The following is a 12,502-nucleotide window of genomic DNA, read 5'->3' on the forward strand; positions in this document are numbered from 1 at the left end:
ACCCTAGCCTCAGCCGGGCGCCACTAGGCTTGGGGACCATGGAAGAACCTGAGGTGCACCCCGCCCTGGAGCCGATCGCGTTCCTGCTCGGCCGGTGGGAGGGCGCGGGCGTCGGCGGCTACCCGACGATCGAGAGCTTCAACTTCGGGCAGGAGATCGAGTTCGGTCACAACGGCAAGCCGTTCCTGACCTACGTCAGCCGCACCTGGCTGCTCGACCAGGACGGCGACCGGGTCCGGCCGCTCGCCACCGAGACCGGCTACTGGCGCGCGCTGCCCGAGCGGCAGCTCGAGGTGGTGCTCGCGCACCCCACCGGCGTCGTCGAGATCTACATCGGCGAGGTGGTCTTCCACAAGATCGAGCTGCGCACCGACGTCGTGGCGCGCACGGTCACCGCGAAGGAGTACACCGCGGGCCACCGGCTGTACGGGCTGGTCAACGGCAACCTCATGTGGGCCTACGAGATGGCCGCGATGGGGCAGCCGCTGTCGGACCACATGTCGGCCGAGCTGAAGAAGGTCTCGTGAGCACGCCCTTCACCGCCGACGCGGTGGAGGCCATCAAGCGGCACATGAACGACGACCACGCCGGCGACTCCCTGCTCATCGTGCGGGCGCTCGGCGGCCGGCCGGCCGCCACCACGGCCGTGACCAGCGACGTGGACGCCGAGGCGATCGAGTTCACGATCGACGGGGGCGAGCGCGTACGCGTGCCGTGGGGCGCGACGCTCACCGAGCGGGCGCAGGTCCGCAAGGCCGTGGTGACGCTGTACCGGCGGGCCTGCGCCGAGCTGGGCGTCGCGCCCCGGGGTGAGCACTAGGCGGTGCCGTAGGCGGCGGCGATGTCCTTGGAGGAGGCCCACCTGCTGTAGGTGGGCGACTGCGGCCAGCCCTCGGGCACGTCCTGCCACTCCTCCTGCCGCCCGTACGGCAGCACGTCGATCAGCGCGAAGGTGTGGCTGAGCTGCTCGGTGCCCCGGCCGGCGGTGTGCCAGGTGCGGTAGACGGCGTCGCCGTCGCGCAGGAACACGTTGACGGCGAAGCCGCCGCCGGGAGGCGCGCCGACGTCCGCGCCGAACGGGCTGTTCGCGGTGGAGTACCAGGTCATCTTGTTGCCGACGCGGCGCTTGTAGGCGAGCGCCTCGTCGATCGGGCCCTGCGTGACGATGACGAACCGGGCGTCGTAGGCGTCCAGGAACTCCAGGCGGGTGAACTGCGAGGTGTAGCCGGTGCAGCCCGGGCACTGCCACTCCTTGCCCGCGAACCACATGTGGTTGTAGACGATGAGCTGGCTCCTGCCCTCGAAGACGTCGGCGAGCCGGACCGGCCCGTTCTCGCCCTCCAGGACGTAGTCCGGCATCCGCACCATCGGCAGGCGGCGGCGCTGCGCGGCGATGGCGTCGAGCTCCCGGGTGGCGGCCTTCTCCCTGGCGCGCAGCGCGTCGAGCTCGCGCTGCCAGGTCTCGGCGTCGACGACGGGCGGTAGTGCGTTCGTGCTCATGGTCCCTCCGGAGGACGTCGTACGGTGCTGTCGTACGGTGCTCAGTCGTACGGTGCTCAGGAGAAGACCGGCGGGGAGCGCGAAACTCATCGGGACATGAAGAAGGGCCCCAGGCATCACTCCGCCCGCGGGTGCGGGCGGGCCGGATGGACCAAGGCCGGGATTCGATCCCGCCCTCCGGCTGCCAGGGGCCCCGGTGGTTGCCTCGTATTCGCGTCACGTCACGAGACCGAGACAGGCGTCCGCGACGTCAGCGGACAACCACCTCGCTAGCCCGACTATGACTAACCATTATTCGGACCACCTCCTTTCCGCGTACCCATGAAGCTATGTGGTGTTTCGTCCCGTAGGCAAGTGAATATCACCGGGCCGTACACTCGGGGGCATGACCGAGACGCAGTGGCACGAGGAACTTCGCGCTAAGGGCTACCGGGTCACGCCGCAGCGCCAGCTCGTCCTCGAAGCGGTCAAGGAGCTGGAGCACGCCACCCCCGAGGAGATCTGCGTCAAGGTCCGGCAGACGGCGCGCGGGGTCAACATCTCGACCGTCTACCGGACGCTGGAGCTGCTGGAGGAGCTGGGGCTGGTCACCCACACGCACCTCGGGCACGGGGCTCCCACCTACCACCTGGCGGCCGAGGCCGACCACGTCCACCTGGTGTGCCGGGGCTGCGACCGGGTCATCGAGGTGCGGCCGGAGCTGGTCGAGGGGCTGGTGAAGGCGCTCGACGACGAGATGGGCTTCGCGACCGACGTCCACCACCTGACCGTCTTCGGACGTTGCCGCGAGTGCCGATAGCCTGGAGGGCATGCGTAGCCCTCTGCTCGACCTTCCCGGCGCCGTCGCGGCCGACGCGCCGGACTCCGACGTAGCCGCGCACTACGGCGACCTGTTCGCCGAGCAGCGCGCGCTGGCCAAGGGCGAGGCGGTCGTCGACCGCAGCAACCGCGAGGTGGTCCGCGTCTCCGGCGCCGACCGGCTGAAGTGGCTCAACGACCTCACCTCGCAGAAGCTCGACACGCTCAGACCGGGCGAGTGGACCCAAACCCTCGACCTCGACCTCCAGGGCCGCGTGCTGCACCACCTGACGCTCGTCGACGACGGCGAGAGCGTGCTGGCCCACGTCGAGCCGGGCACCGCGCAGAGCCTCGTCGACTACCTCGACCGCATGCGGTTCATGCTGCGGGTCGAGGTGTCGCGGGCCGACGACCTCGCCGTGCTCTCCACCGCCACCGACGACTTCCTGGTGCCGCGCGCCGAGCTGCCCGAGCACCTGGGCAGGCCGCTCGCGGGGCTGTGGGCGTACGAGGCGCTGCGCATCGAGGCGCACCGGCCCCGGCTGGGGTTCGAGACCGACCACAAGACCATCCCCCACGAGGTGGGCTGGATCGGCGCCGCGGTGCACCTCAGCAAGGGCTGCTACCGCGGCCAGGAGACCGTGGCCCGCGTGCACAACCTCGGGCACCCGCCGCGCCGCCTGGTCTTCCTGCACCTCGACGGCAGCGTCGACACGCTGCCCGTGCACGGCGATCCGGTGATCTTCGAGAGCCAGGAGGTCGGCGTCGTCGGCTCGGCGGCCCGCCACCACGAGCTGGGGCCGATCGCGCTGGCGGTGGTCAAGCGCACGGTGCCGGTCGACGCGCCGCTGCTGGCCGGCGGCGTGGCGGCGAGCCAGGAGGTCGTCGTGCCCCCGGACGCCGGCCGCAACGTCGCCATCGACCCGTCCCTGAGGCGGCGCATCCGCTAGCGGCGGGGCGGGTCCGCTAGAACTCCAGCACGAGGGTGATCGGCCCGTCGTTGACCAGCGACACCTTCATGTCCGCGCCGAACACCCCGGTCTCCACCCGGGCGCCGAGCGCGCGCAGCTCCTCGACCACGGCGTCCACCAGGGGCTCGGCGACCGGCCCCGGGGCGGCGGCCTGCCAGGTGGGCCGCCGGCCCTTGCGCGCGTCGCCGTAGAGGGTGAACTGGCTGATCACCAGGAGCGGCGCGTCGACGTCCGAGCAGGACTTCTCGCCGTGCAGGACGCGCAGCCCCCACAACTTGGCGGCCAGCTTGGCCGCCTCCGCCCTGGTGTCGGTGTGCGTGACCCCGACCAGGACGAGCAGGCCGGGCTCGGCGATCGCGCCGGCCGTGCGGCCGTCCACCTCCACGGACGCTGAACTGACTCGCTGCACCACTGCTCGCATGGCATCTCATTCTGGACCAGGTGAAACCCTCCGTAGACTCGACCCGAAAGGAGTGCGCCAAATGTCGCTGATTGTGGAGGTCGTGCGGTCCGGGTTCGTGGAGTCCACGCACCAGGCTCGCATGCTGACGGTGGACGCGGAAGGCCGCCTGGTCGAGACGCGGGGCGCGGTGCACGTGCCGGCCTCGCCGCGGTCGTCGATGAAGCCGCTCCAGGCGCTCGGCATGCTGCGCTGCGGCCTTCCGCTGGAGGACGAGCTGCTGGCGCTGGCCTGTGCCTCGCACTCGGGCGAGCCGTTCCACGTGGACGGGGTGCGCAAGATCCTCGGCGAGGCCGGGCTGGAGGAGTCGGCGCTGGGCTGCCCCGAGGACTACCCGGCCGACCGGAGCGCGACCGAGCGCGGGCGCGTCTACATGAACTGCTCGGGCAAGCACGCCGCCATGCTGGCCACCTGCGTGCTCAACGACTGGCCGCTGGAGACGTACCTGCAGCCGTCGCACCCGCTCCAGCGCGCGATCAGGGACACCGTGGAGGAGTTCACCGGCGAGCGTGTGGCGGCCTCGGGCGTGGACGGCTGCGGCGCGCCGCTGTTCTTCGTCTCGATGCTCGGGGTGACCAAGGCGTTCCGGGCGTTCCCGAGGTCGTCGCCCGACTCCTACGAGCGCAAGATCTTCGACGCGATGCGCGCCCACCCGGAGTGGACGTCCGGCACCGACCGGCCCGAGGCCCGGCTCATGCGGGCGCTGCCGGGCCTGATGGTGAAGGCGGGGGCGGAGGGCTTCGACGCGTTCGCCTTCGAGGACGGCCGCGCCGGCACCGTCAAGATCGAGGACGGCTCGCCGCGCGCCCGGGTGCCCGTCACGGTCGCGGCGCTGCGCTCGCTCGGCCTGGACGCCCCCGAGCTGGCCGAGCTGGCCACCCCGCCGGTGCTCGGCGGGGGACGGCCGGTCGGGGAGGTGCGGATCCGCTGACCGCCCGCCGCCGGCCGGCCGCCGGTCAGAGCGTGCGGAACTGGCGGGTCGCGGAGATGGCGCCCGAGGTCGTCGTGCAGAACGTGCGCATCGACCCGGCGAACTTCGACAGGTCCCACTCCGCCGGCCCGTGGTACCAGTAGAGGTTGTCGGCCTGGTGGCCGTTGCCGGTGACGGAGGCCACCACCCGCGACCAGTGCTCCACCCCGTCGAAGATCACCGCGTAGGGCAGGTAGCGGGAGAACAGCTCCACCCGGTGCTGCTCGGGCACGTGCCCCAGCTCGCCGGAGAACAGGTACTCGCGAAAGCCCAGGGTGTGCGCGAGCGCCGCCGAGCCCTTGGCGGTCTTGGCCGGCATGTACTGCCCGCCGACCGCGAGCGCGGCGCCCGCGATGATGACGGCGAGGCCGAGCAGCCCGTACGTGGTGAACCAGGCCAGCCCCACCGTGGCCAGCACGCCCGCGGCGATGAGGATGACGCCGATCGTCGTCCACCGGGTGCGCTCGGTGTCGGGCCGGCGGGCGAACCAGCCCTGCTTGACCACGTCGGCGTAGAGCGCGTCGCGCACCTTGCCGAGGTGCGTCGCGAACGTTCCGGTGAGCTGGGACAGCAGCACCGCGTCCCGGCCGTCGAAGATGGCGTCGTAGAGCGCCTTCTCGTAGGGCAGCAGGGCGTTGACCGGCGCCGTGGGCAGCCGCACCAGCAGCCAGTCGGGGGCGTCGTAGGTCTGGCGGGGCTGCTCGTCGATGCGCAGGTAGCCGCGCACGGCGAGGTCCACGATGGTGGCGGTGACGTCCACGACGTCGGCCTGCTCGTCCACGAGCGTGCCGATCTGGCCGGGCCGCACCCCGTCGGGCGGGGAGAAGTGACCGTTCTGGACCGGGCTGACCGCGCCCTGCTCGTGGCCGGCCACCCGGGCGTCGCGGCCTCGCGTCCAGTAGAGCAGGCCGATGCCGCCGAGCAGCAGCACCAGCAGGCCCGCGAGCGCGCCGCCGGTGACGGTGTTCAGCGTGAACGCCGACGCCAGCGAGAAGCGCCGCTCCAGGATCGGCGCGCCCTTGCTGGAGCCCGAGGGGAAGCCGATGACGACGGTCAGCGCCTGGCCGGGGGCGATGTTCTCCTGCTCGAAGTCGGCCTGGGTGGCCGAGTGGTCCATGGAGGCGGCGGTGCAGCCGACGGCCGAGGTCAGCTCGCCGGCGAAGCAGGACAGGTTCTGCACCTGTCCGGGGCCCTGCACCTTGACCGTGGCCTTGGCGACCTGCTGGTTCCAGCCGCTCACCGCGAACCAGCGCAGCTCCTCGACGCCGCCCGTGGACATGACCGCGCCCTTGACGTCGTACTCGACGGTGCCGCCCGTCACGGTGAGGGTCTCGCCGTCGAAGGTGCCGCCCTTGACGTTCGTGATCTGGTAGAGGCGGTCGTTGTCGTCGTCGTACCGGGTGCGGGTGATGAACGTGCGCGCCAGCCCACTCGACCCCCCGCTGATCTTCTCGACCACGTGGAGGGTGCCGTCCTTGCCGAGGGTCATCGTGACGTCGTCCGTGATGCCGGCCGCCGCGCCCAGGGCGGCGGGAGCGGCGGTCAACGTCAGAGCGGCGGCCCCCAGCGCGGCCAACGTGAGTCTGATTCCGGTCATGGCGGCAAATCGTAGCGGTTCGTCCCGTCAATCGAGTGTGATGGCGGTGGCCGCCCGCTGAATGCTCTCGGGGGCCGCGCCCTGGCCCGGGTTCTCGGTGGCGAGGGCCTGGTTGGCGGCGACGAACGGGCGCATGCGGTGCTCGTAGCGGTCGAGCGCGGCGGCCGGGCCGGCGGCGAGCTCCTGCGCCAGCACGTACGCGCCGACCATGGCGAGGCTCGTGCCCTGCCCGGACAGCGGCGAGGCGCAGTAGCCGGCGTCGCCGACCAGCGTCACCCGGCCGGCCGACCAGCGCTCCATCTTGACCTGGGCCATGGCGTCGAAGTAGAAGTCGTCGGCCTTCCACATGGCCTCCAGCAGCCGGGGGCCCTCCCAGCCGAGGCCGGCGCAGCGCTCCTGGATCAGGCGCTTCTGGGCGTCGGTGTCGCGGTGGTCGTAGGCGACGGGGCCGTCCTGGAAGCCCAGGTTGACGCGCATGGTGGTGGTGTCGCGGTCGCTGTAGACGCAGCCGCCGACCGCGCCGTCCTGGAACCAGGTCTGCCAGTGGTCGAGGCCGAGGAAGTTGGGGGCGGTGAAGATGGAGACGTACGCGCCGAGGTGGTGCACGAAGCGCTCCTCCGGGCCGAAGGCGAGGCGGCGCACGTTGGAGTGCAGGCCGTCGGCGCCGACCACGTAGTCGTAGCGGTCGCGGCGGCCGCTGTCGAAGGTGACGTCCACGCCGTCGGCGTCCTGGGCGAGGGCGGCGATCGAGTCGCCGTAGCGGATGTCGGGGGCGGCCGCGTCCATGAGCAGAGCGGTGAGGTCGTCGCGCATGATCTCGACGTCCGGGCTGTCGAACGCGCCGCCGCTCAGCGTCCCCTCGGTGCTGCGCATCAGCTCGTTGCCCTCGCCGTCCAGCATGGACATGCCGCGCATCGTGGTGCGGAGGGCCCTGGCCTGCTCCAGCACGCCCATCCGGTCGGCGACGGTGAGCGCCGCGCCCCTGATGTCGATGGCCTGGCCGCCGCTGCGCGGGGCCGGCGCCCGCTCGACGAGCTCCGCCTCGGCGCCGTGCCGCCGCAGCCAGTAGGCCAGGACGGGGCCGCCGACACTCGCTCCGGAAATGAGGACCTTCATGTTCGCGCTCCTTCTGTACGTTGTACGCAGAACTGAATGTACGGCGTACATACAGCAGGCCGCAACGCTATGATGAGCAGATCTGTACTAGGACAGGGGAGAGCATGGAAGTCCCGCCCTACGCGCGCATCGCGGCCGACATCAAGCGGCGCGTCGCCGACGGCCGGCTGCGTCCCGGCGACCGCGTGCCGTCCACCCGCCAGCTCGCCCGCGACTGGAACGTGGCCCTGGCCACCGCCACCAGGGCGCTCGCGCTGCTCGCCCAGGAGGGCGTGGTGATCGCCGAGCCGCGGGTCGGCACCGTGGTGGCCGAGCCGCTCCGCTCAGGCCGCGCCGCCCAGGGGCCGGCCGCCCGCCGGGGCGCGCCCGCCGGGCCCGACGGCACGCGGGAGCGCGTGGTCCGCGCGGCCGTCGAGATCGCCGACGCCGACGGCCTCGACGAGCTGACCATGCGCGGCCTCGCCGACCGGCTCGGCATGGCCACCATGTCCCTCTACCGGCACGTCGGCGGCAAGGACGAGCTGGTCCTGCTCATGCTCGACACGGTGATCGGCGACCACCCGCTGCCCGCGGAGCCGCCCGCGGGCTGGCGCGAGGCGCTGGAGACGACCGCCCGGCTCCAGTGGGCCGCCTACCGCGCGCACCCCTGGATGGCCGACGTCTCCTCGCTCTACCGGCCGCTGCCCTCGGCCGGCCTGCTGAAGCACTCGGAATGGGCGATGCGCGCCCTGGCCGGCACCCGGCTCGACGCCACGGCCAAGATGCACGTCCACATCCTCGTCCACAGCTTCGTGCAGGGCCTGGCCGCCAACATCGAGCAGGAGCGGCGGGCCCGGGCCGCGACCGGGCTGAGCGACGAGGAGTGGATGAGCGCGCAGGAGGAGCGCATGCGGCAGGTCAGCGAGTCGCCGGGCTACGGGGCCTTCGCCGCGTTCCTGCGCGAGCTGGGCGACTTCGACCTCGACCTCGACCGGCTCTTCGAGTTCGGCCTGCGCCCCCTGCTCGACGGGCTCAGCCGGATGATCGACTAGTCGGAGATCTGGATGCGCAGGCGGCGGAACCCCTTGCCCTTGCTCTCGATCTTGGCCACCTTGATGCGGCCGATCTGCTTGGTCGAGGCGACGTGGGTGCCGCCGTCGGCCTGCGTGTCGAGGCCCACGATGTCGACGATGCGGACGTCCTGGACGCTCTCCGGCACGAGGTTGGTGGCGGTGCGGATGATGTCGGGGATCGCGAACGCCTCGGGGCGGGGCAGCACCTTGACGTCGATGCGGCGGTCGGCGGTGATCTCGGCGTTGCAGGCGTCCTCGACCGCCTCCTTGAACCCCGGCGGCACCTCGGGCAGGTTGAAGTCCATGCGGGCGCTCAGCTCGTCCATGTTGCCGCCGGTGACCAGGCAGCCGTAGTCGCGGAAGACCACGCCGCACAACACGTGGAGGCCGGAGTGGGTGCGCATGAGCGCCGAGCGGCGCGCGTCGGCCACCGCCGCCTCCACCACCGTGCCGGCGGGCGGCACCGGGTCGCCCTCGGCCGGGACGAGCTGGAGGTCGTCGCCCTTGCGCACACCGACGATGCGCGTCTCCACGCCCTGCCAGATGAGCACCCCGTGGTCGGCGGGCTGGCCGCCGCCGCCCGGGTAGAAGGCCGACCGGTCGAGCACGATCCCCTCGGGCGAGGAGTCGAGCACGACGGCCTCGAAGTCGCGCAGCGCCTGGTCGGCCAGTTCGAGCCTTCGGGTACGCCCGTGGACGTCATAGGTCATGACGGCAGCCTAGAGCTTGGTCACCAGGGGCCGTACGGGCCGTTGTTGCCGCCCCGGCCGCCCATGCCCTTGACCGCGGGCTTGACGTCCACGATGTAGACGGTGGCGGCGATGACGGCCAGGATCGAGAAGATGCCGAGCCCGATGCCGAGGAAGCCCTCGCTGCCGATGAGCAGGAACGCGTTGAAGTAGCTCCACGCCCCGGCCCCGGAGAACAGCGTGGCCAGCACCAGGATGAGCAGCCAGATGGGCTTCTGGAGCTTGCCCGCCGCGAGGAACGCGTTGGTCGGCACCCGCAGCGCGTGCACGAGCGCGTAGACCGACATGCCGAAGATGACGGCGGCGAGCACCAGGAAGAGGAGGTTGAAGACCCCGTTGATCAGACTCATGTTGTCGGCTCCGCCCAACGCGCGAGATGAAAACCGGTCCCCAGCCTAATAGGCGGGACCGACAGCCGGGCAACCCCGAGCGGAAAGGCCCGTCTCCGCATGAACGGGACGGGCCTTTCCAGGGGGAACGGTCAGGCCTTGACGGCCTTGGTGGTGCGGGTGGTCTTCTTGACCGGCTCGACGGGCTCGGCGACGGGCGGCTCGGCGGCCTCCGACACCTCCTCCAGCTCGAGGGCGGCCGTGCCGGTGGCCTTGCTGACGACCTTGCGGCCCCGCGTGGCGAAGTCCTCGTAGACCTCGGTGGCGCGGTGGCCGAGCTGGTCGGCGTACTCGCGGGCCTTCTCGGGGAACTCGCGGGCCACGGACTCGACCTTGTCGGCGTAGGCGCGGGTGCGCTCGGGCAGCTCGCGGGCCAGCTCGTAACGCCGCGCCTGGAGCCGCTGGAGCTGCTCGGGCAGCTCGCGCAGCTTCTCGACGGCGTAGTCGCCGACACCCGCGACCGCGTAGAAGGGCTTGGAATCGGTGAGCTTCTTGACCTCGGTGGCGAGCGTCATGGGTTAACCTTCCTTGGTTTCCGGGGTGACGTTGCCGTTGCGTGAGGTCGCCGCGTAGGGCTCAAGAGCGGCGAGAAACTCCTCGGGCAGCGGCTCGTCGTCCTGCTCGGAGCCGGACCGGGGGCGGGCGTCTTGGGAGGTCTGCTCGCCCTCGGCCGGCTGCTCCTTGCGGAACGACTCGTAGATGTCGATCAGCACCTGGCGTTGCCGTTCGGTGAGGTGCGCGTCGGCGCGGATCGCGGTGATCACGTCGCTCGGCGGTTCGCGGTCCTCGATCAGGCCGGCCTGCACGTAGAGCGCCTGCGAGGAGATGCGCAGACCTTTGGCGATCTGGTTGAGGATCTCCGCGCTCGGCTTGCGCAGGCCGCGTTCGATCTGGCTGAGGTAGGGGTTGGAGACCCCGGCAGCCGCCGCGAGCTGGCGCAGCGAGATCTTCGCCTGCTGCCGCTGCTCGCGGATGTATTCACCGATCGAACCGACCTTGGGTAGTGCCATACCCATAGTCTGCCGCCCGCTGCTTGCAATTGCAAACGCGGCGGTTAACACCAGCAAGCATCAGAGCTGGTAGAACCACAGGGCGGGCGCGGCGGTGAGCAATGTCACAGCGAGCGTGAGGTAGCCGTAACGCACCGAGAACGCCAGCTCAGGGCCCGGCTTGACCAGGCGGTCGACCCGCGCCATCACGTTGTGGACGTGCACGCCCAGCATGCCGTGCGGCGTCGGCATGGCCCCCGCCGAGCCGAACCGCAGCAGCGCCGTGGCCAGGCGCCGCGGCGAGCAGTAGCGGCGGGCCCGGTCGTCGGCGGCCATCTCGATGAGCAGCTCGACCTGCGCCTGCGCGTCGGCCACCACCTTCGACCAGGGCAGCGCCCTGCGCAGCGCGGCGAACGGCAGCAGCACCAGGTCGTGCCGCTCGCGCACGTGCGCCGCCTCGTGCGCCAGCACCGCGGCCAGCTCGTCCTGCGACAGCAGCTTGCGCGCCCCCTCGCTGACCACGACCTGCGAGCGCAGCCCCGGCACGCAGTACGCCGCCGCGCCCGGATGGTCGAGCACCCGCACGCCGGGGATCGACGGGTCGTCGTGGGCGATGAGCGCGAGCAGCATGCGGTGCCGGCGGCGGGCCCGCAACGCCTGCACGCCGGCCGTCAGCAGCACCGCGACCAGCACGGCCAGCGCGGTCAGGCCCGCGATCATGGCGAGCACGTGCAGCGGGTCCCACGCAGCGGCGGGCGTCTCGCCCCGCGCGAACGCGATGAGCCCCGGCAGCACGCCGAGGTCGTAGGGCTGGACCGCGTACGCCAGCATGGCGCCGGTCGTGGCGAGGCCCCAGGCCACGCCCAGGGACTGCCAGAGAATGATGGCCAGCCGCGGCGCGCGCGGGGTCCAGTCGGCTTTGGTGAAACGCCAGGAGCCAACGGCGCACGCCGCAGCGAGCGCTGCCAGCGCCGCTGCCGTGATCACTCTTCCTCCAGCTCCGTGAGGGCTCTGCGCAGGATCTCCGCCTCGGGGCCCGACACGGCCTGGGCGAAGCGGGTCAGGGCGGCCGATCGGTCGCCCGTCAGGTCCAAGGCTTCCAGCATAAGCTCGGCGATGTACGCGTCGCGGCTCTCCGCCGGCTGGTAGCGCCAGGCGCGGCCGTCACGGGTGCGGTGGAGGAAGCCCTTGCGGGTGAGGCGGTCGAGGACGGTCATCACCGTGGTGGGGGCGAGGTCGCGGTCGGCGATGAGCCTGCCGACCTCGCGGGCGGTCAACGCCCCGTCTTCCGCCCACAAAATGTCCATGATGCTGCGTTCAAGCTCGCCGAGACCCTTCACGTTCTTCAGGGTAGCTCTACAGGGCGTCGAGCTGGCATCCGGGAGGCTTGAGATGAATATCACGCTGGTCAAGGGCGACATCACCGAGCAGCGGGCGGACGCCGTGGTCAACGCCGCCAACTCCTCGCTCCTCGGCGGGGGCGGCGTGGACGGCGCGATCCACCGGCGCGGCGGCCCAGAGATCCTGGAGGCGTGCCGGGCGCTGCGGGCCGGCCGGTACGCCGGCGGCCTGCCGACCGGCTCGGCGGTGGCCACGACCGCGGGCCGGCTGCCCGCCCGCTGGGTGATCCACACCGTGGGCCCGGTCTATTCGCCGTCGCAGGACCGCTCGGACCTGCTGGCCTCGTGCTACCGCGAGTCGTTGCGGGTGGCCGACGAGCTGGGGGCGGCCACGGTCGCCTTCCCCGCGATCTCGACCGGCATCTACGGCTGGCCGATGGACGACGCCGCCCGCATCGCCGTGGAGACGGCGCGGGCGGCGGAGACGTCCGTGACGGAGGTCACGTTCGTGCTGTTCGACGGCCCGGCCTACGCGGTCTTCGGGTCCAGGCTCGGTCAGCGGGCCTAGGGG

17 protein-coding genes are annotated in these 12,502 nt (G+C 71.7%); 7 read left to right on the forward strand and 10 right to left on the reverse strand.

The genetic code is table 11. The features are described from left to right. Window positions 1-38 precede the first annotated feature (38 nt). Together MF672_RS14335 and MF672_RS14340 are read left to right on the forward strand one after the other, a co-directional pair. Window positions 39-527: a heme-binding beta-barrel domain-containing protein gene (locus MF672_RS14335; protein ID WP_242377466.1), complete on the forward strand. Its 489-nt coding sequence runs from the start codon at window positions 39-41 to the stop codon at window positions 525-527. Further along, complete coding sequence (locus MF672_RS14340) at window positions 524-820, forward strand: DUF2470 domain-containing protein (protein ID WP_242377467.1); 297 nt, start codon at window positions 524-526, stop codon at window positions 818-820. The genes MF672_RS14335 and MF672_RS14340 overlap by 4 nt, the downstream gene beginning before the upstream one ends. On the opposite strand, the gene MF672_RS14345 is transcribed toward MF672_RS14340, so the two are convergent. Then, a complete protein-coding gene (locus MF672_RS14345; RefSeq protein ID WP_242377468.1) occupies window positions 817-1,500 on the reverse strand; it encodes a DUF899 domain-containing protein in 684 nt (227 codons plus the stop codon). The genes MF672_RS14340 and MF672_RS14345 overlap by 4 nt on opposite strands. Window positions 1,501-1,885: 385 nt before the next feature. On the opposite strand from MF672_RS14345, the gene MF672_RS14350 reads away from it, so the two are divergent. Then, complete coding sequence (locus MF672_RS14350; RefSeq protein WP_242377469.1) at window positions 1,886-2,299, forward strand: Fur family transcriptional regulator; 414 nt, start codon at window positions 1,886-1,888, stop codon at window positions 2,297-2,299. Window positions 2,300-2,309: 10 nt separating this feature from the next. Beyond that, window positions 2,310-3,248 carry a CAF17-like 4Fe-4S cluster assembly/insertion protein YgfZ gene (gene ygfZ / locus MF672_RS14355; RefSeq protein WP_242377470.1) on the forward strand — a complete coding sequence of 313 codons (939 nt, stop codon included), beginning with the start codon at window positions 2,310-2,312 and terminating at the stop codon, window positions 3,246-3,248. Between the two features lie 16 nt (window positions 3,249-3,264). Here ygfZ and dtd read toward each other — a convergent pair whose 3' ends face one another. Beyond that, window positions 3,265-3,690, reverse strand: a complete 426-nt coding sequence (gene dtd / locus MF672_RS14360) for a D-aminoacyl-tRNA deacylase (protein ID WP_242377471.1) — start codon at window positions 3,688-3,690, stop codon at window positions 3,265-3,267. A gap of 61 nt (window positions 3,691-3,751) precedes the next feature. Between dtd and MF672_RS14365 the strand changes: the two genes are divergently transcribed. Next, the gene (locus MF672_RS14365) at window positions 3,752-4,660 is read left to right on the forward strand and encodes an asparaginase (RefSeq protein ID WP_242377473.1); all 909 of its coding nucleotides are present in this window, start codon (window positions 3,752-3,754) and stop codon (window positions 4,658-4,660) included. 25 nt (window positions 4,661-4,685) lie between these two features. On the opposite strand, the gene MF672_RS14370 is transcribed toward MF672_RS14365, so the two are convergent. Together MF672_RS14370 and MF672_RS14375 are read right to left on the reverse strand one after the other, a co-directional pair. Beyond that, a complete protein-coding gene (locus tag MF672_RS14370; protein ID WP_242377475.1) occupies window positions 4,686-6,296 on the reverse strand; it encodes a DUF2207 domain-containing protein in 1,611 nt (536 codons plus the stop codon). Between the two features lie 27 nt (window positions 6,297-6,323). Then, window positions 6,324-7,412: an FAD-dependent monooxygenase gene (locus tag MF672_RS14375; protein WP_242377477.1), complete on the reverse strand. Its 1,089-nt coding sequence runs from the start codon at window positions 7,410-7,412 to the stop codon at window positions 6,324-6,326. Window positions 7,413-7,516: 104 nt separating this feature from the next. Here MF672_RS14375 and MF672_RS14380 point away from each other — a divergent pair, with 104 nt between their 5' ends. Next, window positions 7,517-8,443: a TetR/AcrR family transcriptional regulator gene (locus MF672_RS14380; protein WP_242377479.1), complete on the forward strand. Its 927-nt coding sequence runs from the start codon at window positions 7,517-7,519 to the stop codon at window positions 8,441-8,443. Here the strand turns inward: MF672_RS14380 and MF672_RS14385 are convergent. The 6 genes from MF672_RS14385 to MF672_RS14410 all read right to left on the reverse strand — a co-directional run bounded on the left by MF672_RS14385 (window position 8,440) and on the right by MF672_RS14410 (window position 11,931). Then, window positions 8,440-9,174 (reverse strand): alanyl-tRNA editing protein, encoded by a 735-nt coding sequence (locus MF672_RS14385; protein ID WP_242377482.1) that lies wholly within the window; start codon window positions 9,172-9,174, stop codon window positions 8,440-8,442. The two genes, MF672_RS14380 and MF672_RS14385, sit on opposite strands and share 4 nt — an antisense overlap. Before the next feature lie 20 nt (window positions 9,175-9,194). Next, complete coding sequence (locus MF672_RS14390) at window positions 9,195-9,563, reverse strand: DUF2516 family protein (RefSeq protein ID WP_242377484.1); 369 nt, start codon at window positions 9,561-9,563, stop codon at window positions 9,195-9,197. A gap of 131 nt (window positions 9,564-9,694) precedes the next feature. Continuing rightward, window positions 9,695-10,117 (reverse strand): hypothetical protein, encoded by a 423-nt coding sequence (locus MF672_RS14395; RefSeq protein ID WP_242377486.1) that lies wholly within the window; start codon window positions 10,115-10,117, stop codon window positions 9,695-9,697. Window positions 10,118-10,120: 3 nt separating this feature from the next. Then, window positions 10,121-10,612 (reverse strand): helix-turn-helix domain-containing protein, encoded by a 492-nt coding sequence (locus MF672_RS14400; protein WP_242377488.1) that lies wholly within the window; start codon window positions 10,610-10,612, stop codon window positions 10,121-10,123. A gap of 60 nt (window positions 10,613-10,672) precedes the next feature. Next, on the reverse strand, window positions 10,673-11,578 hold the full coding sequence (locus tag MF672_RS14405) for a M56 family metallopeptidase (RefSeq protein WP_242377489.1): 906 nt from the start codon (window positions 11,576-11,578) through the stop codon (window positions 10,673-10,675). Beyond that, window positions 11,575-11,931, reverse strand: a complete 357-nt coding sequence (locus MF672_RS14410; protein WP_302893210.1) for a BlaI/MecI/CopY family transcriptional regulator — start codon at window positions 11,929-11,931, stop codon at window positions 11,575-11,577. The genes MF672_RS14405 and MF672_RS14410 overlap by 4 nt, the downstream gene beginning before the upstream one ends. A 52-nt stretch (window positions 11,932-11,983) precedes the next feature. On the opposite strand from MF672_RS14410, the gene MF672_RS14415 reads away from it, so the two are divergent. Then, window positions 11,984-12,499: an O-acetyl-ADP-ribose deacetylase gene (locus MF672_RS14415; protein WP_242377490.1), complete on the forward strand. Its 516-nt coding sequence runs from the start codon at window positions 11,984-11,986 to the stop codon at window positions 12,497-12,499. Window positions 12,500-12,502 lie beyond the last annotated feature (3 nt).

The sequence above is a fragment of the Actinomadura luzonensis genome (assembly GCF_022664455.2).
Classification (GTDB): Bacteria; Actinomycetota; Actinomycetes; order Streptosporangiales; family Streptosporangiaceae; genus Nonomuraea; species Nonomuraea luzonensis.

Coding starts and splice junctions, on each gene's coding strand:
- MF672_RS14400 (WP_242377488.1), bottom strand. CDS start 10,612: ATGGCACTACCCAAGGTCGGTTCGATCGGTGAATACATCCGCGAGCAG.
- MF672_RS14345 (WP_242377468.1), bottom strand. CDS start 1,500: ATGAGCACGAACGCACTACCGCCCGTCGTCGACGCCGAGACCTGGCAG.
- MF672_RS14390 (WP_242377484.1), bottom strand. CDS start 9,563: ATGAGTCTGATCAACGGGGTCTTCAACCTCCTCTTCCTGGTGCTCGCC.
- MF672_RS14365 (WP_242377473.1), top strand. CDS start 3,752: ATGTCGCTGATTGTGGAGGTCGTGCGGTCCGGGTTCGTGGAGTCCACG.
- MF672_RS14415 (WP_242377490.1), top strand. CDS start 11,984: ATGAATATCACGCTGGTCAAGGGCGACATCACCGAGCAGCGGGCGGAC.
- MF672_RS14380 (WP_242377479.1), top strand. CDS start 7,517: ATGGAAGTCCCGCCCTACGCGCGCATCGCGGCCGACATCAAGCGGCGC.
- MF672_RS14395 (WP_242377486.1), bottom strand. CDS start 10,117: ATGACGCTCGCCACCGAGGTCAAGAAGCTCACCGATTCCAAGCCCTTC.
- MF672_RS14370 (WP_242377475.1), bottom strand. CDS start 6,296: ATGACCGGAATCAGACTCACGTTGGCCGCGCTGGGGGCCGCCGCTCTG.
- MF672_RS14385 (WP_242377482.1), bottom strand. CDS start 9,174: ATGACCTATGACGTCCACGGGCGTACCCGAAGGCTCGAACTGGCCGAC.
- MF672_RS14350 (WP_242377469.1), top strand. CDS start 1,886: ATGACCGAGACGCAGTGGCACGAGGAACTTCGCGCTAAGGGCTACCGG.
- dtd (WP_242377471.1), bottom strand. CDS start 3,690: ATGCGAGCAGTGGTGCAGCGAGTCAGTTCAGCGTCCGTGGAGGTGGAC.
- MF672_RS14375 (WP_242377477.1), bottom strand. CDS start 7,412: ATGAAGGTCCTCATTTCCGGAGCGAGTGTCGGCGGCCCCGTCCTGGCC.
- MF672_RS14335 (WP_242377466.1), top strand. CDS start 39: ATGGAAGAACCTGAGGTGCACCCCGCCCTGGAGCCGATCGCGTTCCTG.
- ygfZ (WP_242377470.1), top strand. CDS start 2,310: ATGCGTAGCCCTCTGCTCGACCTTCCCGGCGCCGTCGCGGCCGACGCG.